21 protein-coding genes and 1 tRNA gene are annotated in these 21,001 nt (G+C 30.2%); 15 read left to right on the top strand and 7 right to left on the bottom strand.

Annotated elements, in window-relative coordinates; translation table 11 throughout:
* The first annotated feature begins 15 nt into the window (after nt 1–15).
* The 6 genes from RG22_RS08470 (at nt 16) to RG22_RS08445 (ending at nt 6,683) form a co-directional block, all read left to right on the top strand.
* Nucleotides 16–786: a thiazole synthase gene (locus RG22_RS08470; RefSeq protein ID WP_034042437.1), complete on the top strand. Its 771-nt coding sequence runs from the start codon at nt 16–18 to the stop codon at nt 784–786.
* Nucleotides 787–833: 47 nt separating this feature from the next.
* Complete coding sequence (gene thiH / locus RG22_RS08465; RefSeq protein WP_034042436.1) at nt 834–1,943, top strand: 2-iminoacetate synthase ThiH; 1,110 nt, start codon at nt 834–836, stop codon at nt 1,941–1,943.
* Between the two features lie 259 nt (nt 1,944–2,202).
* Nucleotides 2,203–2,577: a ribonuclease P protein component gene (gene rnpA, locus RG22_RS08460; protein ID WP_034042435.1), complete on the top strand. Its 375-nt coding sequence runs from the start codon at nt 2,203–2,205 to the stop codon at nt 2,575–2,577.
* 14 nt (nt 2,578–2,591) lie between these two features.
* Nucleotides 2,592–4,226 (top strand): S41 family peptidase, encoded by a 1,635-nt coding sequence (locus RG22_RS08455; RefSeq protein ID WP_034042434.1) that lies wholly within the window; start codon nt 2,592–2,594, stop codon nt 4,224–4,226.
* Nucleotides 4,227–4,355: 129 nt separating this feature from the next.
* Nucleotides 4,356–5,210, top strand: a complete 855-nt coding sequence (locus RG22_RS08450) for an OmpA family protein (RefSeq protein ID WP_034042432.1) — start codon at nt 4,356–4,358, stop codon at nt 5,208–5,210.
* A gap of 6 nt (nt 5,211–5,216) precedes the next feature.
* On the top strand, nt 5,217–6,683 hold the full coding sequence (locus RG22_RS08445) for a T9SS type B sorting domain-containing protein (RefSeq protein ID WP_034042430.1): 1,467 nt from the start codon (nt 5,217–5,219) through the stop codon (nt 6,681–6,683).
* Here the strand turns inward: RG22_RS08445 and RG22_RS08440 are convergent, their stop codons facing one another.
* The 3 genes from RG22_RS08440 to rpiB all read right to left on the bottom strand — a co-directional run bounded on the left by RG22_RS08440 (nt 6,684) and on the right by rpiB (nt 8,608).
* Complete coding sequence (locus RG22_RS08440) at nt 6,684–7,127, bottom strand: GNAT family N-acetyltransferase (protein WP_034042428.1); 444 nt, start codon at nt 7,125–7,127, stop codon at nt 6,684–6,686.
* Between the two features lie 128 nt (nt 7,128–7,255).
* Nucleotides 7,256–8,173, bottom strand: coding sequence for a cation diffusion facilitator family transporter (locus RG22_RS08435; RefSeq protein WP_034042426.1), 918 nt, complete (start codon nt 8,171–8,173; stop codon nt 7,256–7,258).
* Entirely contained in the window at nt 8,174–8,608 is a 435-nt protein-coding gene (rpiB, locus tag RG22_RS08430; protein ID WP_034042424.1) for a ribose 5-phosphate isomerase B, read from the bottom strand. It abuts the gene before it with no gap.
* Between the two features lie 705 nt (nt 8,609–9,313).
* Between rpiB and rnr the strand changes: the two genes are divergently transcribed.
* The 4 genes from rnr to RG22_RS08410 all read left to right on the top strand — a co-directional run bounded on the left by rnr (nt 9,314) and on the right by RG22_RS08410 (nt 13,773).
* The gene (gene rnr, locus RG22_RS08425) at nt 9,314–11,512 is read left to right on the top strand and encodes a ribonuclease R (RefSeq protein WP_034042422.1); all 2,199 of its coding nucleotides are present in this window, start codon (nt 9,314–9,316) and stop codon (nt 11,510–11,512) included.
* A gap of 384 nt (nt 11,513–11,896) precedes the next feature.
* A complete protein-coding gene (locus RG22_RS08420) occupies nt 11,897–12,199 on the top strand; it encodes a YbjQ family protein (protein WP_034042420.1) in 303 nt (100 codons plus the stop codon).
* 98 nt (nt 12,200–12,297) lie between these two features.
* Nucleotides 12,298–12,972, top strand: a complete 675-nt coding sequence (locus tag RG22_RS08415; protein ID WP_034042418.1) for a head GIN domain-containing protein — start codon at nt 12,298–12,300, stop codon at nt 12,970–12,972.
* A 120-nt stretch (nt 12,973–13,092) separates the two neighbouring features.
* The gene (locus RG22_RS08410; protein ID WP_034042415.1) at nt 13,093–13,773 is read left to right on the top strand and encodes a LysE family translocator; all 681 of its coding nucleotides are present in this window, start codon (nt 13,093–13,095) and stop codon (nt 13,771–13,773) included.
* 120 nt (nt 13,774–13,893) lie between these two features.
* Here RG22_RS08410 and RG22_RS08405 read toward each other — a convergent pair.
* Both RG22_RS08405 and folB read right to left on the bottom strand, forming a co-directional pair.
* A tRNA-Cys gene (locus RG22_RS08405) sits at nt 13,894–13,964 on the bottom strand.
* Nucleotides 13,965–14,064: 100 nt separating this feature from the next.
* Entirely contained in the window at nt 14,065–14,427 is a 363-nt protein-coding gene (gene folB / locus RG22_RS08400) for a dihydroneopterin aldolase (protein ID WP_034042414.1), read from the bottom strand.
* Between the two features lie 98 nt (nt 14,428–14,525).
* Here folB and RG22_RS08395 point away from each other — a divergent pair, with 98 nt between their 5' ends.
* The 4 genes from RG22_RS08395 to RG22_RS08380 all read left to right on the top strand — a co-directional run bounded on the left by RG22_RS08395 (nt 14,526) and on the right by RG22_RS08380 (nt 18,605).
* Entirely contained in the window at nt 14,526–16,532 is a 2,007-nt protein-coding gene (locus RG22_RS08395; RefSeq protein ID WP_034045898.1) for a glutamine--tRNA ligase/YqeY domain fusion protein, read from the top strand.
* 77 nt (nt 16,533–16,609) lie between these two features.
* Entirely contained in the window at nt 16,610–17,095 is a 486-nt protein-coding gene (locus RG22_RS08390) for a DUF1761 domain-containing protein (RefSeq protein WP_034042413.1), read from the top strand.
* Nucleotides 17,096–17,158: 63 nt separating this feature from the next.
* Nucleotides 17,159–18,316, top strand: a complete 1,158-nt coding sequence (locus tag RG22_RS08385; RefSeq protein ID WP_034042412.1) for a hypothetical protein — start codon at nt 17,159–17,161, stop codon at nt 18,314–18,316.
* 67 nt (nt 18,317–18,383) lie between these two features.
* Nucleotides 18,384–18,605 carry a hypothetical protein gene (locus RG22_RS08380; protein ID WP_034042411.1) on the top strand — a complete coding sequence of 74 codons (222 nt, stop codon included), beginning with the start codon at nt 18,384–18,386 and terminating at the stop codon, nt 18,603–18,605.
* 89 nt (nt 18,606–18,694) lie between these two features.
* On the opposite strand, the gene RG22_RS08375 is transcribed toward RG22_RS08380, so the two are convergent.
* Nucleotides 18,695–19,186: a YdcF family protein gene (locus RG22_RS08375; protein WP_034042410.1), complete on the bottom strand. Its 492-nt coding sequence runs from the start codon at nt 19,184–19,186 to the stop codon at nt 18,695–18,697.
* A gap of 76 nt (nt 19,187–19,262) precedes the next feature.
* Nucleotides 19,263–20,183 (bottom strand): SPFH domain-containing protein, encoded by a 921-nt coding sequence (locus RG22_RS08370; RefSeq protein WP_034042408.1) that lies wholly within the window; start codon nt 20,181–20,183, stop codon nt 19,263–19,265.
* Nucleotides 20,184–20,261: 78 nt separating this feature from the next.
* Between RG22_RS08370 and RG22_RS08365 the strand changes: the two genes are divergently transcribed.
* Nucleotides 20,262–20,951, top strand: coding sequence for a hypothetical protein (locus tag RG22_RS08365; RefSeq protein WP_034042406.1), 690 nt, complete (start codon nt 20,262–20,264; stop codon nt 20,949–20,951).
* Nucleotides 20,952–21,001 lie beyond the last annotated feature (50 nt).

The following is a 21,001-nucleotide window of genomic DNA, read 5'->3' as shown; positions in this document are numbered from 1 at the left end:
TATTAGCCTTAATTTATGAACGATATTTTAAAAATAGCAGATAAAGAGTTTAGTTCAAGACTGTTTACTGGAACAGGAAAATTTAGCTCGAATAACTTAATGTCCAAAGCTTTAATAGCATCAGAAAGTGAATTAATTACAGTTGCTCTTAAGCGTGTAGACCTTGGTAATGAAGAGGATAAAATGCTACAAAGTATTTTACGTCCAAGCGTAAACCTACTGCCAAATACTTCTGGAGTTAGAGATGCTAAAGAAGCGGTTTTTGCAGCTCAACTTGCACGTGAGGCATTAGAAACCAATTGGATTAAATTAGAAATTCATCCAGACCCGAAGTATTTATTACCAGATCCCATTGAAACACTTAAAGCTGCTGAAGAACTTGTAAAATTAGGTTTTGTAGTCATGCCATATATTCATGCAGACCCTGTTTTATGTAAAAGACTTGAAGATGTGGGTGCACAATGTGTTATGCCATTAGGCGCTCCAATAGGAACCAATAAAGGCATTAAAACCATAGATTTTTTAGAAATTATTATAGAACAAAGTAATGTGCCAGTTATTGTAGATGCCGGTATTGGAAGTCCGTCGCATGCTGCTTATGCTATGGAACTAGGTGCCGATGCGGTTTTAGTAAATACAGCCATTGCAGTATCTAAAAACCCAATAGACATGGCAAAAGCATTTAAAATGGCAGTAATAGCTGGCCGGATGGCATTTAATGCAAAATTAGCTTCGGTAAAAAAACATGCGGATGCAAGTAGCCCGCTAACATCTTTTCTTAATTAGAATTTATATACCAAAAGCGAAACGCTAGAGGCTAAAAGCAAAAAAACATGTCTTTTAAAAACACTTTTGAGACCTACGATTGGGATACCTTAGAAAAAGAAATTTATAGCTATACAACAAGCGATGTAAAGCAAATTCTTGATAAAGAAAAAATTGGTTTGGAAGATTTTAAAGCTTTAATTTCTCCTGCTGCAAAACCCTTTCTTGAAGAAATGGCACAGCGTAGTCATGCCCTAACAAAAAAGAGGTTTGGAAATACCATACAAATGTATGTTCCTATGTATTTGTCTAACGAATGTCAAAATATTTGTACCTATTGTGGATTTAGTATGACCAATAAAATACCACGTAGAACATTAAAAGATAACGAGATTTTAAAAGAAGTTGAATTCTTAAAAACCAAAGGTTACGATCATATTTTATTGGTTACTGGCGAAGCTAATAAAACCGTTGGTGTCGCTTATATAAAACATGCTATTGCATTAATTCGAGAACATTTTTCTAATATTAGTATTGAGGTGCAACCACTAGATCAAGATGAATACAAACAGCTTATAGATGCTGGTTTATACGCTGTATTAGTGTATCAGGAAACCTATCATAAAGCCACTTATAAAATTCACCATCCAAAAGGTAAAAAATCAAATTTTGATTATCGTTTAGATACACCTGATAGACTAGGAAAAGCTGGAATTCATAAAATAGGTCTTGGGGCTTTATTTGGTTTAGAAGACTGGCGCGTAGATAGTTTTTATACAGCACTTCATTTAAAATATTTACAAAAAACCTATTGGAAAACGAAATTCTCAATTTCGTTTCCTCGCCTTCGTCCACACCAAGGAGAAGTACAGCCAAAAGTTGAAATTACCGATTTTGATTTGGTACAGTTAATTTGTGCTTATCGATTATTAGATGAAGATGTAGAATTATCCATATCTACTAGAGAAAGTGAAAACTTTAGAAATAACATTATTAAATTAGGGATTAACTCTATAAGTGCCGAATCTAAAACAAACCCAGGTGGTTATGCTGTGGATCCAAAATCATTAGAACAGTTTGAAATTGCGGACGAAAGAAATACTGAAGAAATACACCAAATGATTAAATCGCAAGGTTACGAAGTTGTTTGGAAAGATTGGACCAACAACTGGCAGTAAATCAATATACGAAAAAGCAGTAAAAATGAAGATTGACTCTATATTTTACAGCTTTTATTATCTTATACCATTTCAGTGCCCTCCTATTAACCCATAATTCTTTCAAACAAGAACACTTAAATATTAAAGATGGCATGTTCAGAATAATCTAGCGATTGATTCGCTGTATATTGAAAAAAACAACCTAAATGTTCAAAAAGGAATTAAAGGCTAAGAGCTTTTCTTATTTTGTTACCTTTGAAACCATTAAATCGGGCACTTGAAATTCACCTACAATAAAAAAGAAAAGCTTAAAAGCAAAAAACTAATCGATCAGTTATTTACCGATGGACATTCGGTTTCGTCCTATCCTTTGCGTTTAGTTTATTTACAAATCACTTTTGATGACGATGTGTTAATTAAAACAGGAATTTCTGTAAGTAAACGAAATTTTAAAACTGCTGTAGATAGAAATCGTATAAAGCGTTTATTAAGAGAATCTTACAGACTTAATAAAGCTGATTTTTTTAACAATTTAACAACACAACATGCGTTTATGATTTTGTACATTGGCAAAGATAAACCCAAATTTGCCCAAGTTGAAACCAAAATGAAACACTTATTTGAAAAGTTTTTGGATAAGATTTCTGAATAAAAAAAGCCCACAAAATGAAAAATCTCCTAAAAAAGAAAATACTAATTCCTGTTTTAGCACTTACCATTCTTTTTACTGGCTCTGCTTTTAAAAATGATTTTTTTGAAATTGCTAAACAAATTGAAATATTTACCACCTTGTTTAAAGAACTCAACATGAATTATGTTGATGAAACCAATCCGGGTGATTTAATGGATACCGCCATAAAAAGTATGTTAGCAGATTTAGACCCGTACACTAACTTTTTAAACGAACAAGATGTTGAAGCTGCTAGAATTAACAATACTGGCGATTATATAGGCATTGGCGCTAAGGTTAGAACGCTTAAAGACAAGCTAGTAATTGTTGAGCCTTATAAAGATTATCCTGCAGATAAAGCAGGTTTAAAAGCTGGAGATGAAATTATAAAAGTTGGAAATACTAGTATTGAGAGCTATAAAGATGATGCTGGAAATTTACTAAAAGGCGCTCCAGGAACTTCGGTTGAAGTGACTTACAAACGCCAAAACCAAACCAAAACCACCACTATTAAAAGAGCTGAAGTTGAGATTAATGCAGTACCACATTTTTCAATGGTTAATGATAAGACAGGTTATATTGTTTTGTCTCAGTTTAATAATAAAGCAGCATCTCAAACTAATTATGCGCTAAGAGATTTAAAAGCTCAAGGTGCAAAGCGTATTATTTTAGATTTACGCGGAAACCCCGGCGGACTTTTAAACGAGGCCATTAAAATTGTAAACTTGTTTGTGCCAAAAGGACAATTGGTAGTGACCACAAAATCTAAAGTAAAAAAATATAACCGAACGTATTACACTCAAAAAGAACCTATTGATACCGAAATCCCATTAGTGGTTTTAATAGATGGTGGTAGTGCATCGGCAAGCGAAATTGTTTCTGGTGCATTACAAGATTTAGATCGTGCCGTAATTGTAGGCTCTAGAAGCTTTGGCAAAGGCTTAGTACAACGTCCTAAATTACTAACCTATGGTACTCAGGTAAAAATAACTATTTCGAGATATTACACACCTTCTGGTAGATGTATTCAATCTTTAGATTATTGGAATAGAAATGAAAAAGGAGAAGCGGTTAAAGTAAAACAAGAAAATTATAATGAATATAAAACTAAAAACGGACGACAGGTTTTTGATGGTGGAGGCGTTTTACCTGATGAAAATTTAGGAGCTTCAAAAAACTCCGCAGTTATAAATGCCATAGCAAACGATAACTTAATTTTTAATTTTGCTACCGATTATTATTATAACAATCAAATTACAGACATTGTTAATTTTAAACTATCTACCCAAGATTTTTCTAACTTTAAAAACTACTTAAAAGCTAATAATTTTTCTTTTGAAACTAATACTGAAAAAGCCCTTGCAAAAGCTTTTGAGGCTGCTAAAAAAGAAGATTTGAGTGATGATATTAATAATGATTACAATACTTTAATTTCTAACTTAAATATTTCAAAAACAAAAGCTATTGATGAAAACAAAGATTATTTATTAATGCTTTTAACCGAAGAAATAGTTAAAAGATATGTTTACAGAGAAGGTTTGTACGACTATTACAAAATTAACGACCCTAAAATAAAGAAAGCTACAGAAATACTAAATAGTCCGTCAGCTTATTCAAATTACTTAAGATAAAACTTATTTTAATCATTAGATTTCCTTTTTTAAGGACACCACAGTTTATTAAGAAACCTTAGCACAAGCGTTGAGGAGTTATTTTTTAATTAAAAAGAGTATCTTTATAGCATATTCTATTCCCCTGTAATGAATAAATTATTTAGACTTATACTAATTATACTTTGCTTTAATATTGCTTCTTCTCAAAGCAAACTCACACACGATGTTTATTTTGATACAGATAAATTTAATGTTATCCCTACCGAAGAAAATAGGTTACTACTCTTTATTTCAACGTTAACAGATGTTGATATTGAATCTATTTCTATTTACGGTTTTTGTGATGATATTGGCGCAGTAGATTATAACTTGAAACTATCTCAACAACGTGCCGACGCTATAAAAGCCATTTTTTCAAACAACGAAATAAGCGAATCTTTAATCACAAATGTTGATGGAAAAGGTGAAGTTTTACTAAAAATAGTTAATGAAAAAAATATATTAAAAATTAGAGGTTTAAATCGAAAAGTAGAAATTATAGTAAAGCCTAAACCGGAGGTTATTGAAGAAGAAAAACCAATTGTTGAAGCTGTTAAAAAGAAAGATGTTCCCGATAAAATAAAAGGCAAGCTTAAAGTTGGTGATAAAATAATTTTTGAAAATATTTTATTTAAAACTGGATATGCCACGGTAACTCCAGATTCTAAAAGAATACTTCAGGAAATTGCAAAATCATTAGTAGAGCGTGACGATATTTATTTTACTATTCAAGGGCATGTATGTTGTACTCAATTTTCTCGAGATGCTGTAGATAGAAAAACTAAAAAACGTAATCTATCAGAAGCTAGAGCAAAGTATGTATATAATTATTTTGTAAAGAAAGGTGTTAACAAAAAACGGATGCGCTATATGGGTATGCGTAGAAAATTTCCACTTGGTGGCGACCCAAAATTAGATAGACGTGTAGAAATTTTAATTACTTATGTAGGTAATGAGAATTAAGGGTTTATGGTTAATAAAATCAACTTTTTTACTTTATTTTTATTTTTAATAAGTAATTATTGTGTTGCTCAAAACAACACCTTTGTTCCTGATGATAATTTTGAACAAGCTTTAATTGATTTAGGTTACGATTCTGGTCCTTTAGATGATTTTGTACCCACTGCTAATATTAATATTGTACCTGAATTAGATGTTTCTAAGTTAAATATTACCGATTTAACTGGTATTCAAGATTTTACAGTATTATCTATTCTAAATTGTTCTGATAATAATCTTCTAAGTTTAGATATTTCATCTAATTTAAATCTTACAGAATTATATTGTAATAATAACATGTTGTCATCACTTAATGTTTCTGCGCTTGACGCTTTAAAAATTCTTTGGTTTGACTTTAATCAAATTGCCAATATAAACGTTGTTAACAACACTAATTTAATTTCTTTAACATGTGGTAACAATCTTTTAACCAGTTTAGATATCTCTCAAAACCTAGGACTAACTGTTTTGGTATGCGATAATAATCAAATACCTAATTTAGATGTTACTCAACACTCAAATTTAAATACCTTAATTGCTAGAAATAATTTATTAACGAGTATTGATGTAACTCAAAATCCAAACATAACTTTTTTTGATGTAGGTTTAAATCAAATATCAAGTTTAGATGTTTCAAATAATCTTAATTTACGAGTATTGTTATGCTTTAATAACCTATTAACAAGTTTAGATGTTACCAAAAACATATTACTGAGCGATTTAAGCTGTGAATTCAATCAACTTACTCAACTAGACATGTCAAATAATAAAACATTAATAAATTTAGATTGTAGTGATAATAATTTGTGTTGGTTAGATATAAAAAATAGCACAACTGAAAGTGTTGTAGATTTTGAATTTAACCCAAATTTAAGCTGTGTTGTAGTTGATGATGCTTCGATAGATTACATTAATTGGAGACCACACCCTTATTCAAGCTTTGTTAGTGATTTAGATGATTGTAGCAATTTTGTTCCTGTTGATACTTTAGCTAATTTTATAGGAAAAAGCTATACGTTACCAGCACTTAATAATGGTAACTATTTTACGCAATCTGGTGGAAATGGCACTCGATTAAAAGCTGGAGATGTTATTACCAGTTCCCAAACTATTTTTATTTATAACGAAACGATTTGCGATAGTAACGAAACCAATTTTACGGTAACTATTACTAACGAAGATTATTTTATTCCTAAATATTTTACCCCGAATAACGATGGAAAGCACGACTATTGGAATGTTATTGACAATAACAACAGTGTGAATAATATTGTTATTTATAACCGATACGGAAAATTACTAAAATTTTTACTCCCCACATCGAAAGGTTGGGACGGTACTTTAAATGGAAAGCTTTTACCTGTTGATAGTTATTGGTATAAAATAGTTTTAAATAATAAAGCCATTTTAACAGGTTATTTTACTTTAAAACGCTAACTACTCTCGTGTCATAGTAATATGCGGAATATCATCTTCAAGATACAAATCTCCTATTTCTTTAAAACCTAAATTATTATAAAATTGTTTTAAATAAATCTGAGCTGAAATTTTAATTTTTGTTTCGTTAAAATGATTTTTTATAGCTTCAATTGAAGCTTTCATAATATCATAACCATATTTATATTGACGTTCATTTTTTTTAACCACTACTCTACCAATGCTAGCTTCTTCAAAATAATCACCTGGTTTAAAAATACGTGTATAAGCTATTATTTTATTATTTTTAAAACCTAAAACATGAAGTGATTTTTGGTCTTTACCATCAAGGTCTTGGTAAACGCAGTCTTGTTCAACTACAAAAATTTCACTACGTAATTGGAGTGAATCGTAAAGTTCTTGTATAGTTAGTTCTTGAAATGTTTTAACTTTTATTTCTAACATAAAATTCGTCATTGTGAGCCTTTTTTAAGGCGTAACAATCTTTTTAATTGAACTTATAATATATCATTTAACTGTTTTTAAACATAAACAGATTCCCACGTCGTACCTCCTCGGAATGACGTTTCAAATCAATCTTGAACAATTACATCTTTAGCATCATCTTTTCTAAATTCTGGTTGAATATTAACATGGTTAATATCGTATTTATGCAATAAAAAATCTTCAATTTTATGTAAAATAATATCGAATTGAGATATGCTAATATCTTCATTAAAATCGATATGCGCTTCTAAATGAATTTCCTCTTCATTTAATTGCCAAATATGTACATGGTGTACATTTTTAACACTTTCAAATGTATTAATTTCAGCTACTATTTTATTTATAGGAGTAGAATCTGGTGTAAACAACATAAGTACTTTGGTTGAATCTTTTAATAAATCAAAACCCATCCAAATTAAATATAAAGCAATTACAAAAGTAAGCACACTATCAACCCAATATAACTGATAATATTTCATTAATAAACCGCCAATTAAAACCGCTACACTAGCCATCATATCGGTTAATAAATGCAGGTATGCACTTTTCATATTCATATTAGCTTCAGCATCTTTTTTTAATAAAAGCACACTTAAACCATTTCCTAAAATAGCTACTAAAGACAACCAAATAACTAAATTAGATTCTATTTCTTGTGGATTTTGAAAACGCTCGACAGCTTCAATAATTAATAAAACAGCAACAATTATTAAAGTAGCAGCATTTATAAAAGCCGCTAATATTTCGGCACGTTTATACCCAAAAGTTTTTTGAAATGATGCCTTACGTTTTGAAATTTTATCAGCAACATAACTTATAATAAGCGAAATAACATCGCTAAAATTATGCAACGCATCACTTAAAAGTGCTAAACTACCAGACATTAAACCACCTATTACTTGAGCTACTGTAATACCAATATTTAATAAGATAGATATAAAAAGATTTCTTCCTTTTAAATCTGGATGATCATGAGTATGATTATGAGAATGGTTATGTCCCATTTAGCAAGACAATGGAATTTTATCAATTCTATTTTGGTGTCGTCCGCCTTCAAATTCAGTATTTAAAAATGTATCAACCATTTCTATAGCTTGATGAATAGCTGTAAAACGTGCAGGAATACATAAAATATTAGCATTATTGTGTTGCCTAATTAAACTAACAATTTCTTTATTCCAACACAAACCAGCACGAATATCCTGATATTTATTAGCAGTCATGGCAACACCATTAGCACTACCACATATTAGTATTCCAAAATTAGCTTTTTTAGCAACAACATCTTTAGCGACCGGATGTACAAAATCTGGATAATCTACGCTATCACTAGCATTGGTTCCATAATTAGATACTATATATCCTTTAGTTTCTAAATGCTTTTTAATAGCAAATTTATAATCTGTTCCTGCGTGATCGTTACCTATAGAAATTGTCATTTTTATATTTTTATTTTATTAAACAAAGGTAATAAATTAAGAGTTATATTCTCGTGAAGGCGAGAATGACTACTTCAACGGAAACCTTTAATTTTATTAAAGGAATTCTTTTTCAATTATAAACAATGTGCATTAATATATTCATTACTTGTTAATAACTGTTCATTAGTTTTTAAAAGAAAAATATTGATTATTCATTTATTTTTCCAATCAAAAATCCATATCAATTAACCAAAATTTTAACTCACTTTTTTTAGCAATGTTATGAGATTAAAAATGATAGATATAAACACAATGATTAAAATACTTATTAGTAATTAATATCTTTTTTTAATTATTAACAGCTGTTTATATAAAACATAAAATAGTTAAAAATGAACCTATTAAAATAATATAACTTGTTAATTAACTATTAATAGAATGTAAAATAATTGTAATCAAAATAAAACTTAAAAAAGTTATACCACATATTAACACACTATAATAACCACTATTTATTTTTTTAAATTTTAAAAGAAAACTAATTATATAATATATAATGTGGATAACTTCAATTTACTTAAGCTTAACATAAAAAAAATACTATTTAATATAAAAACCGTAGCTTTGTAAAAAATAAATAGCAAATCTTCTCCTTTATAACAACGCTATTTAATAACGAAGTTTCCATTATCTTAGGAAATGAAAATGATTACAAAAATTTAAATGACAAGAAAGAAAAAAGGGAAATCCAAAAATAAAGGAATTTCCAACCTAACAAATACAATATTAAGTATTTTAAAAAAAGAAAAAAACCAAGCTTTAAACTATAAACAAATAGCTGCAAAACTTAGTGTAAATGATGCAAGTAGCAGAAATCAAATTATAAAAAAGTTACGTGATTTACAAGGAAAACAAGAAATTGAAGAAGTAGAACGTGGTAAATATAAAGCGATTATAAATACAGAATATCATACAGGTATTTTAGATTTAGCAGCTAAAGGAAATGGTTATATTATTAGTGATGAATTTGAAGATGATGTATTTATAGCATCAAACAATATAAATAAAGCATTAAACGGTGATGAGGTAGAATTTTATGTTTACAAACGACGTAAACGAGGAAAATTAGAAGGCGAAATAACAAACATAATTAAGCGTGAAAAAAGCGAATATGTTGGTGTAATTCAAATACATGAAAAAAAGAATTTTGCATTTGTAGTAGCTGATAGTAATAAAATGTACAAAGATATTTTTGTACCTATAAATAAAATTAATAAAGCAGAAGACGGTGATAAAGTTTTAGTAAAACTAGAAGATTGGCCAGAAAAAGCTGATTCTCCATACGGAAAAGTGATTCAAGTTTTAGGAAAACCAGGAGATCATAATACTGAGATTCATGCGATACTCGCTGAATATGGTTTACCAAACGAATTTCCACACGAAGTAGAAGAATTTGCAAATAAATTAGATACTTCAATAACCAAAGAAGAGATTAAAAAACGTCGTGATATGCGACAAGATTTAACTTTTACTATCGATCCAAAAGATGCAAAAGATTTTGATGATGCATTATCTTTTAAGGTACTGGAAAATGGATTATATGAAATAGGCATTCATATCGCAGATGTATCACATTATTTGCAAGAAGGAACTGTTTTAGATGATGAAGCTTACGAGCGTGCCACATCTGTATATTTGGTAGATAGAGTTGTTCCTATGTTACCAGAAGTATTATCAAATAATGCCTGTTCATTACGACCGCATGAAGAAAAATACACTTTTTCAGCAGTGTTTCAAATGAATGATAAATGCGAAATAAAAAACGAGTGGTTTGGAAGAACAGTTACTTATTCTGATGCACGATTTGCTTACGAAGAAGCGCAGGCTGTTATAGAATCTAAAACTAATGATATTCCTGCAGAAGTTTCTTTAACAGGAAAAGCTTATAAAATAAACCAAGCTATTACAGATGCTATCTTAAAAATGGATGAATTAGCAAAAAAAATGCGTAATAAACGTATGAGTTCTGGAGCTATTTCGTTTGATAAAGTAGAAGTAAAATTCAATCTTGATGAAGAAGCAAATCCAATAGGTGTGTTCTTTAAAACTAGTAAAGATGCTAATAAATTAATTGAAGAGTTTATGTTATTAGCAAACAGAAAAGTATCAGAATTTGTTGGTAAACAATCGCCTAAAAAAACATTTGTATATCGTGTACATGATGAGCCAGATGATAGTAAACTTGCTAGTTTACAAAATGTGGTTAGTAGATTTGGGTATAAATTAAATTTTAAAGACCGTAAAAGTGTTTCAGCATCACTTAATAATTTACTTAAAGATGTAAATGGTAAAAAAGAACAAAATTTAGTGGATACATTAACCATTAGAACCATGAGTAAAGCAGAATATACAACCAAAAATATTGGGCATTATGGTTTAGCTTTTGATTATTATAGTCATTTTACATCACCTATTCGTAGGTATCCCGATGTGATGGCACACCGATTATTACAACATTATTTAGATGGCGGAAAATCGGTAAACGAAGCCGTTTACGAGGATAAATGCAATCATTCTAGCAACATGGAAAATCTGGCAACAAAAGCAGAACGCGACTCTATAAAATACATGCAAATTAAATTTATGGAAGACCATAAAGACGAGGAATTTGTTGGCGTAATTTCTGGGGTAACCGATTGGGGAATTTATGTAGAAATCATATCAAATAAATGTGAAGGTATGGTAAGTGTACGCGATATGAAAGACGATCATTACGCCTTCGATCAAGACCAATACGCTATGGTTGGCAGAAACACAAAAACGATGTATCAGCTTGGAGATGAAGTTGTTGTAAAAGTTAAAAACACCGATTTAGTTAAAAAACATCTTGATTTTAATCTTATAGGGAAACCAGAAAGTTAATTGAGCGTTACCTTGAAAGGGGTCGGGCTTTCTGCTATATCTTTTTAACGTCATAGCGATGACAAAGGACGTGACTATCTGTTAAATTTTAGTTCCAAACAAAGTTGTAATTTATCTTTTAAAAAAAGGATGAGTTTACCTTGAGCTTGTTGAAGGGTTGCAATCCCTAACGTACATATTTGTTATTTTGAGTTTTAAAATCAGAAAGCTGTTTATTTTTAAAGAGTTTCGTTTAATATTCAATTGATATGAAATCATTTTAATGTTTTATACCAGCCGTTAAACGAATTTGTCTTTTTTTTCTCATAAATAAATTGTTTATTAATTACCTGTGTAACTTTTTATAAGGATTATCTACTTATTCTGTATAAAAATATATAAACCATGATACTTACAACAACAAATTCAATAGAAGGGTATAAAATTCAAGATTATTTAGGTATAGTCACAGGAATAAGTGTAAATATGCCAAAAGCTACTTTTTCTTTTAATATGAAAAAATATTATGAATCTTACGAGGTTAAAATTAACGAAGTCAAAGAAGAAGCTTTTCAAAAACTTAGAGATAATGCTTTAAAATTAAAAGCTAATGCGGTAGTAGGAATTAGCTTAGATGTTGAAACTTCGCCAACTTCAGGTTTAATTTTTGTTTCAATTACAGGAACTGCGGTACTGGTTTTACAGTAAAAATAAAATGTATAATTATTAAATTTTTTATAATTAAAATAACTACGGAATAATTATTGATAGTTTTGCGTTAGGTTAAAAACAATAAATCAAAACAAATGAAACGCTTAGTAACAATCCTCACTATTTTTATTTCAACATTAGCAATCGCTCAAAATCCAATAGAGAAATCAATTGGTGAATTCTCAGAACTTAAAGTTTTCGATTTAATAGAAGTAGAATTAATTAAATCTAAAGAAAACAAAGTGGTTATTTCAGGAAATAATGCCAATGATGTTATTGTGAATAACAAAAACGGAAAGCTAAAAATTAAAATGAATTTAGAAGAAATTTTTGATGGTAATAACACTAAAGTAAAACTATATTATACCGGTGTTGAAGTTATTGATGTTAACGAAGGCGCACATGTACACTCCAAAGATAAAATAAAACAATTCGAGATAAATTTAAAAGCCCAAGAAGGTGGCAAAATAGACGTTAAATTGAATGTTAGTTATACTAATATAAAATCGGTTACAGGTGGTGTAATTACAACATCTGGAAAATCGAAAAACCAAAAAGTATCATTACTAACAGGTGGTGTTTATAAAGGAGAAGAATTAAAAACCGATAAAACCGAAGTTACTATTAAAGCCGCAGGTGAGGCTCATGTAAATGCGTCTAAATTGGCCGATATTAAAATAAGAGCCGGAGGTGATGCCTTTATTTACGGAGATCCAGAAAATGTAAATGAAAGTAGAGTATTTGGTGGTCGTGTAAAACGTATGAATTAAAAAATATATAAATTTAAATTAAAACCCACTGTTTACAGTGGGTTTTCTTTTTTAAATAGTATGTAAAGCATTTAATAATCATAAAATATTTCTTTACTTTGTGTAAAGCTTCTCACAATTATGTTTGATGATATTTTAGCAGCAATACCTTTTGGTTTTATATTAGCCTTTACAATAGGCCCGGTATTTTTTGTGCTTCTAGAAACCAGCGCAACAAAAGGATTTAAAAGTGCTTTAATTTTCGATTGCGGTGTTATGCTTGCCGATATTCTATTTATTGTTATTGCTTTTTATAGCACAAACCGGTTATTAGAAAAAGTAAAAGACGATCCCAGTTTTTTAATTTTTGGAGGCGTTTTGCTAGTTACCTACGGCATCATTTCATTTGTTAAAACCTCAAAATCATTTCGCGAAATTGTTAGAGAATATCACAAAATTGAAATAAAAAAAGGATACGGTAAACTATTTTTAAAAGGGTTTTTACTTAATTTTATAAATATTGGTGTATTGTTAGGTTGGGTTGCTTTTATAGTTTTAGCAAATTCTTTAACCGAATCTAAAGATGGTGTAGTGGTATTTCTATCTACAATATTGATTGTTTATTTTTTAGTGGATTTGGTTAAAATTGTAATTGCAAAAAAATTAAAAAATAAATTAACGCCCAGGCTTATTTTTAAGACTAAAAAAATTGTAGCTCTAGTAATTTTAGGATTTGGAATTTTGCTACTTGTACAAGGGTTTTTTCCTGATGAAAAAAAATTAATAAAGGAAAAATTAGAACAAATCAATTCTATAAATTAAAAACTTTTTTAAATCATCGAGTAAATTCTAACTGTTTATTAGAGGGCTTTCTCTACTTTAATATAATTTCTTGTAAATGATTACAATAAAAAACCCTCAAGAGTAACTTGAAGGTTTTAGAGGCGTCGAGCGGATTCGAACCGCTGTAGAAGGTTTTGCAGACCTCTGCCTAGCCACTCGGCCACGACGCCATTATTTTTTACTATTAAATGTATCTATAAATATTCTTGAAGAGGGAATCAAAAACTTGCTGCAAATGTAAAAAAAAATATCACTTTTCCTTACAAAATATCACTTTTTACGCTTATCAGTCATTTTTATCGTTACGCGTGCAACATCGCCACCAATAGGAGGGTTTAGTTTACTAACCCAAACGGTGGCTTTTTCAACTAATTTATCTGCTGCAAAAATTCTATCTAAAATACGTTTTGCAACGGCTTCGAGTAAATGAGAAGGTTTCTCCATTTCTTCTTTAATAATTCGGTTTAAAAACACATAATCTACCGTATCTGTTAATTTATCAGTTTTTGCAGATTCTTGTAAATTAGCTTTAACCTCTAAATCTACACGATAATCACTACCTATTTTTGTTTCTTCTTTCAAACAACCATGATAAGCGAATACACGAATATTTTCAACTTTTATAATTCCCATTATACGTCATTTTAAGTCGTCAAAATTACCTAATTTTGCACAATATTTTGTTTAATATTATTAGTTTTTATAAGCTAGTAAATAGAGTTGTTAATTTTATGTCCGAAGAAAAAAAATCACTTAACTTTTTAGAGCAAATCATAGAAGAAGATTTAGCTAACGGCATGTTGAAAAATGAGTTACGTTTTCGTTTCCCACCAGAACCCAATGGCTATTTACATATTGGTCATACAAAAGCGATAGGTATTAGTTTTGGTTTAGGCGAAAAATATAATGCGCCAGTAAACTTACGTTTTGATGATACAAATCCAGCTAAAGAAGAGCAAGAATATGTAGACGCTATAAAACGCGATATTGCATGGTTGGGCTATACTTGGGCTAATGAGTTGTATTCTTCAGATTATTTCCAACAACTTTATGATTGGGCAGTTTTACTTATTAAAGACGGAAAAGCTTATGTAGATTCTCAATCTAGTGAAGCTATGGCAGAACAAAAAGGCACACCAACCCAACCAGGAGTTGATGGGCCATATAGAAACAGAAGTATTGCTGAAAACTTAGACCTTTTCGAACGTATGAAAAATGGCGAATTTGAAGAAGGTTCACACATTCTTAGAGCAAAAATTGATATGCAACATGTTAATATGTTGATGAGAGACCCCATTATGTACCGTGTTTTAAAGAAGCATCATCATAGAACAGCTAACGATTGGTGTATCTACCCCATGTACGATTGGACACATGGCGAAAGCGATTATATTGAACAAATTTCACACTCATTGTGCTCACTTGAATTTAAGCCTCATAGAGAGCTTTATAATTGGTTTAAGGAACAAGTGTATAGTTATAGCAAAAATAAATACCCTAAACTTCCTAAACAGCGTGAATTTGCACGTTTGAATTTGAGTTATACTATAATGAGTAAACGTAAGTTGCTTCAATTGGTGGAAGATGGTATTGTAAAGGGTTGGGACGATCCGCGTATGCCTACCATTTCAGGGTTACGTCGTCGCGGTTATACACCAAACGCCATTAGAAAATTTATTGAAACCGTTGGCGTTGCAAAGCGCGATAATGTTATTGATGTATCTCTTTTAGAATTTTGTATCCGTGAAGATTTAAACAAAACTGCACCACGAGTTATGGCGGTTTTAAACCCTGTAAAGTTAGTTATTACTAATTATCCTGAAGATAAAGCAGAGTGGTTAGAAGCAGAAAATAATCAAGAAGATGAAAGTACAGGCTATAGAAAAGTACCGTTTTCTCGTGAGTTGTATATAGAAAAAGATGATTTTAAAGAAGAAGCTGGTAATAAGTTTTTTAGATTGAAATTAGGTGGTGAAGTTAGATTGAAAAACGCATATATTATTAAAGCTGAAAGTGTTGTAAAAGATGTTAATGGAAATATTACAGAAATACATTGTACATATTCTGAAGATACAGAACGAAGAATAAAAGGCACACTTCATTGGGTGTCTATAAAACATGCTATAAAAGCTGAAGTTAGAGAATACGACAGATTATTTATGGATGAAGCTCCAGATAGTCATCAAGATAAAAGTTTTATGGATTTTATCAATCCCAATTCGTTAAAAACTATTGAAGCTTTTGTTGAGCCAAGTTTAAAAGAAGCTAAAATAGGTGATAGGTTTCAGTTTCAACGTTTGGGCTATTTTAATGTTGATGACGATTCAACGTCAAATCATTTAGTATTTAACAAAACGGTTGGTTTACGAGATTCTTGGGCGAAAGTTAAGCCTAAAGAAAATGTGAATCAAAATCAACCTAAACCACAACAACGAAATCAGCGAAAACCGATTAGTGTTATTCAGCAACTCGGAAAAAAATACACCAATCTTCCAGAAGAAAAGCAGTTAAAAGCTAAAGCCGAAATTCAAGACTTAGCAAAAAATGTATCTTACGAAGATTTAGAACCCTTATTTGGAACTGCTGTTAAAAAAGCAGGAACTCGTATTGCTGCAATGCTAACTTTAGGTGTTTTACTTAAAAATGGATTAGAACGAAATGGGGATATAAATGACTTTATTGCTAAAGCCTTAGAAGATAAAAATGAATTGTTAGTCGCTGAGGCTCAATCAATTTAATAATTTGTAAAGTGTTAAAAGTAAGAGTAGTATAATAATTTTAGTTATATTTAACTTCTAACTAAAACTAAATTATTATGGAATTTTTAAATTTCCCTGCAATTCTTGTTGCAGCGGTTTCGGCATTAGTTGTCGGATTTATTTGGTATAACCCAAAAGTTTTTGGCAACGCTTGGATGCAAGCAGCTGGTATGACCGACGAACAAGTTAAAGGTGGTAATATGGCAAAGATTTTTATCCTAGCCTTTGTTTTTGCTTTTCTGCTAGCCATGACTATGATGCAACTGAGTATTCATCAAACCGGAGCGCTGAGCTTAGTTGGAGGAGACGCTAGTGCTGCTTTACCATCTTATGCTGCTTTTATGGCTGATTATGGTGATGCTTTTAGAACCTATAAACATGGCGCATTACACGGTGTTTTAGCTGGTGTATTTGTAGCGCTGCCAATAATTGGTACTAACGCTTTATTTGAGCGTAAAAGTGCTAAATATATATTTATAAATAGTGGGTATTGGATTGTTACACTTGGCGTGATGGGAGCTATTGTTTGCGGTTGGAAATAATAAATTTGTAATTTTAACATAAATAAAGACTGAGGTGTTTAACTTCGGTCTTTTTCTTTTGTATTGATACACTATAAAATATATAATTCGGTTAATAAACTTCCAAATTCTTGGGATGCACTTTCAAACAACGATATTTTTTTAAAAACTGATTTTTTAGAAGGACTCGAATTATCTTCTCCCAACAATATTACATCGTATTATTTAGGCGTTTTTAAAGCTGAAAGATTAGTTGGCATTGCCATTATACAACGTGTAGAAATGTATTTAGATGATATATTTAGAAAAACATCCAGTAGCATTATAAAACAAACAGCAAAACAAATAGTCTCTAAAATTATAAAAGGGAATGCGCTAATTGTTGGCAACTTAATGCATACGGGGCAACATGGAATTTATTTTGATATCCAACACATATCGCAAAAAGAGTATTTAAAACAACTTGAAAAAGCACTAAAAGACTTAACAACAGAAATTAAATTTAAGTTCAATAAAAAGATACGGATTATTGCTTTTAAAGATTATTTTGAAACAGACACAATTCATGAGGATTCTGAGTTCTTCAACACCAATAATTTATATAAAGTACAGGTGCAACCCAACATGGTGCTTTCTATTTTAGATACTTGGAAAACAGCAGAAAATTATGTTTCTGCATTTAACAAGAAATATAAAAGACGCTACAAAACTGCAAGAAAAAAGGCATCAAATATAGAATGTAAAGCATTAAGCGAAGATTTTATTAAGAATAATTCTGAGGCTATTTTTAAACTTTATGAAACGGTTTCAGACAATGCTGGAGTCAATTCATTTAAATTACATAAATCACATTTTTATAATTTAAAAGTCAGTTTAGGCGAAAAGTTTAAAGTTTTTGGTTTCTTTTTAAAAGAAGAATTGATTGGTTTTTATACACTAATTTTAAATAATGATGTTTTAGAAACTTATTTTTTAGGTTATAATAAAGATTTACAACAAAAGTATCAAATGTATTTAAACATGTTATTTAATATGGCTTTTTTTGGTATTGAAAACAATTTTAAAACTATTGTATATGCCAGAACCGCTATGGAAATTAAAAATTCGATTGGAGCAAAACCTAACACGATGCACGTATATTTAAAGCATACTAATAATTTTATTGCTAATACGGTTTTAAAGTGTATTGTAAAATATATGAATCCTATTAAAAAATGGGAGGAAAGGCATCCGTTTAGATAGTTTAGCAGTTCTTTAAGACAATGGTTGCATAAAATTTATTATATTTTGGTATTAAATTATAGCAATAATGGAGCATATAAAAACAGATATAATAGGCGAAATATCTAAACTTACAAGAATAATTGAAGACCAATATCCAGAACTTCAAAAATACCTTGATGAGACTAGAGGAACACTACCTCAAGGAAGTTTTGATAGTGGTAAAATAAAAAAGGAAACTCTTGAAGAATATAGGGATAGCCTTAAAGAACTCATCCAAGGCTATGATATAGAAAAATCTAACAGTTAGAATAAATACAAGAATTTTATTCTAATTTTTCTTTCTTTTAATTTATATCAATACTGTTTTAAATAGGTTCTATTCTATTTAAATACCATTTAATAATATAATCCATTTTCTAAAATTGATTTTATGGCCTTTTTCTCATGATTTACCAATAAGTCATAGTCTTTTTTATCTAGGTTAGACTTAACTCCAACAAAATCTAATTTAAACGGTTTTAAAATTTCATTAAAAATGAGTTTAACTCTGTTTAAGTGATAATCTGAAGTAATAATTGTTAAACTAACACCATTTAATTTTTCTATAATTGACTTTATTTTTACCGCGTCTTCAACAGTGTTTGACGATATAGCATGATCTAAAAAATCTTTTTCTACAATACCTTTTTTTATTAGATATGCTTTGGCATAATAAGCGTGAGGTTTATTGGCTGTATTAAAGTGATCACCCCAACCTCCGGTACAAAGCACAAGATTGTTTTTTGAATACACACTTGCACAAAAATTCAATCTACTTTTAGAAATATCACTTAATATTCCTTCGGGAGAATTTGGAGACCCTAAAACAATTAAAACGTTTTTTTTCATTAGTTTAAGAAACAAATAAAAGAGGCTGCCTGAAAGTTATATTTTTCAGACAACCTTTCAATTTTTAAAAGGAATTCTATTCGTTCTTCTTTTTAGCATTTTTCATGGCTTCACCAATTTGATTACTTGCTGTAAAACTAGCTACCATATCATTTAACATGGTGCTTCCGGCTTGTGGCGAATTAGGCAGCAATATTAAGTTGCTATTTGTTTCACTACCAATAGCTTGTAATGTGTCATAATGCTGGGTTACAACAATTAGTGCAGAGGCTTCTTGAGAGTTAATTCCAACACGGTTTAAAACATCAACAGATTCTTCTAAACCACGAGCAATTTCTCGACGCTGATCTGCAATACCTTGTCCTTGTAAACGTTTGCTTTCAGCTTCAGCTTTTGCTTTTTCAACAATTAAAATACGTGCTGCATCACCTTCGTATTGCGCTGCTGTTTTTTCTCTATCGGATGCATTAATTCGGTTCATCGCCGCCTTAACTTGAGCATCAGGGTCAATATCGGTTACTAAGGTTTTAATAATGTCAAAACCATAATCGAGCATAGCATCGTTCAATTCAGATTTTACGGCCAATGCAATGTCATCTTTTTTAACAAATACGTCATCCAATTTCATTTTTGGCACTTCGGCACGTACGACATCAAATACATAACTGGTAATTTGCTCATGCGGATAATCTAGTTTATAAAATGCATCATATACCTTTTGATTTAATACCCTGTATTGCACAGAAACTTTTAGTTTAACAAAAACATCATCTAGAGTTTTGGTTTCAATAAGAACATCCAATTGCTGGATTTTTAAGCTTAACCTTCCTGCTACTTTATCAATTAAAGGAATTTTTAATTGTAAACCAGAATGTCGAATGCTTTGAAATTTTCCAAAACGCTCAATAATAGCAGCAGTTTGTTGTTTAACAACAAAAAAGGCAGAGATTAATATGATTAATCCGATAAAAATAAAAGGGATAAGATAGTAATTCATAATAAATTTATTAAAAAATGATTAGAAAAATTAAGATACAAAAATTATACTATATTTGGTCGCTTATATCCTTAACTTATGAAATATAATCGACTTTTCTTATTAGTAGCATTTATAGTGTGTTTTGTTACAAAAAGTTTTTCGCAAAAAGGAAATTACAGAATTAGTAACGGCATTGGTATAACAGGAGGCATTACTCAATTTGATATTACTACAGATAATTTTATAACCAAATCGTCAAACGGGTTTGTTGGTGGACTGTCTTCAACTGTAGATATTCCTAACAGATGGTATAATATAAGTTTTGGCATGCAGCTTTCTGAAAGCTCTATTGATATTTCTGCAAGACCAACGCAGTTAAGTAATAGCAATTCTAACGAGTTTATCGATTACAAAATGTTTGCAGCCCAAGTGGCAATGCTTATGCATATAAAAGTAGTGCCAGAGTATTTTACTATTGGCATAGGGCCAATGCTACAATATAATGGAAAACTAGAGCTTAAAGACGAGGCTAATAAAGGCTACTATATTAATAATTACAGCAATTTAACTGCTGAAGACATTACAAATATTTCTCAGTTTAATATTAATGGTGCCATTGGTGCATCGGTTGGAGTTAAAAACTTTAAGCTTAAAGCTCAATACATTTATGGGTTTACCAATATTTTAAAGAGATTAAATTCTGAAACTATTGATGCTTCTGGTGGTGTTAATAGTTTTAAAGGGAATCAGTCTATGTTGGTTTTGGGTGGAATAATCTCGTTTTAGTTGTTGTTTTTTGAAATGTCTTGTCCTGAAATATGGCTACAGGTTAAAAT

The sequence above is a fragment of the Wocania ichthyoenteri Th78 genome (assembly GCF_000789235.1).
In the GTDB taxonomy this organism is placed as follows: Bacteria; Bacteroidota; Bacteroidia; order Flavobacteriales; family Flavobacteriaceae; genus Wocania_A; species Wocania_A ichthyoenteri.
This window is presented reverse-complemented; position numbering and strand designations above follow the sequence as displayed.

What these genes read in the sequence shown, in the direction of transcription:
- RG22_RS08435 (WP_034042426.1), bottom strand. Translation starts at nt 8,173, where the DNA reads ATGGGACATAACCATTCTCATAATCATACTCATGATCATCCAGATTTA.
- RG22_RS08370 (WP_034042408.1), bottom strand. Translation starts at nt 20,183, where the DNA reads ATGAATTACTATCTTATCCCTTTTATTTTTATCGGATTAATCATATTA.
- RG22_RS08390 (WP_034042413.1), top strand. Translation starts at nt 16,610, where the DNA reads ATGGAATTTTTAAATTTCCCTGCAATTCTTGTTGCAGCGGTTTCGGCA.
- thiH (WP_034042436.1), top strand. Translation starts at nt 834, where the DNA reads ATGTCTTTTAAAAACACTTTTGAGACCTACGATTGGGATACCTTAGAA.
- RG22_RS08415 (WP_034042418.1), top strand. Translation starts at nt 12,298, where the DNA reads ATGAAACGCTTAGTAACAATCCTCACTATTTTTATTTCAACATTAGCA.
- RG22_RS08395 (WP_034045898.1), top strand. Translation starts at nt 14,526, where the DNA reads ATGTCCGAAGAAAAAAAATCACTTAACTTTTTAGAGCAAATCATAGAA.
- RG22_RS08440 (WP_034042428.1), bottom strand. Translation starts at nt 7,127, where the DNA reads ATGTTAGAAATAAAAGTTAAAACATTTCAAGAACTAACTATACAAGAA.
- RG22_RS08375 (WP_034042410.1), bottom strand. Translation starts at nt 19,186, where the DNA reads ATGAAAAAAAACGTTTTAATTGTTTTAGGGTCTCCAAATTCTCCCGAA.
- RG22_RS08450 (WP_034042432.1), top strand. Translation starts at nt 4,356, where the DNA reads ATGAATAAATTATTTAGACTTATACTAATTATACTTTGCTTTAATATT.
- RG22_RS08410 (WP_034042415.1), top strand. Translation starts at nt 13,093, where the DNA reads ATGTTTGATGATATTTTAGCAGCAATACCTTTTGGTTTTATATTAGCC.
- RG22_RS08380 (WP_034042411.1), top strand. Translation starts at nt 18,384, where the DNA reads ATGGAGCATATAAAAACAGATATAATAGGCGAAATATCTAAACTTACA.
- RG22_RS08445 (WP_034042430.1), top strand. Translation starts at nt 5,217, where the DNA reads ATGGTTAATAAAATCAACTTTTTTACTTTATTTTTATTTTTAATAAGT.
- RG22_RS08470 (WP_034042437.1), top strand. Translation starts at nt 16, where the DNA reads ATGAACGATATTTTAAAAATAGCAGATAAAGAGTTTAGTTCAAGACTG.
- rpiB (WP_034042424.1), bottom strand. Translation starts at nt 8,608, where the DNA reads ATGACAATTTCTATAGGTAACGATCACGCAGGAACAGATTATAAATTT.
- RG22_RS08365 (WP_034042406.1), top strand. Translation starts at nt 20,262, where the DNA reads ATGAAATATAATCGACTTTTCTTATTAGTAGCATTTATAGTGTGTTTT.
- RG22_RS08455 (WP_034042434.1), top strand. Translation starts at nt 2,592, where the DNA reads ATGAAAAATCTCCTAAAAAAGAAAATACTAATTCCTGTTTTAGCACTT.
- rnr (WP_034042422.1), top strand. Translation starts at nt 9,314, where the DNA reads ATGACAAGAAAGAAAAAAGGGAAATCCAAAAATAAAGGAATTTCCAAC.
- RG22_RS08420 (WP_034042420.1), top strand. Translation starts at nt 11,897, where the DNA reads ATGATACTTACAACAACAAATTCAATAGAAGGGTATAAAATTCAAGAT.
- folB (WP_034042414.1), bottom strand. Translation starts at nt 14,427, where the DNA reads ATGGGAATTATAAAAGTTGAAAATATTCGTGTATTCGCTTATCATGGT.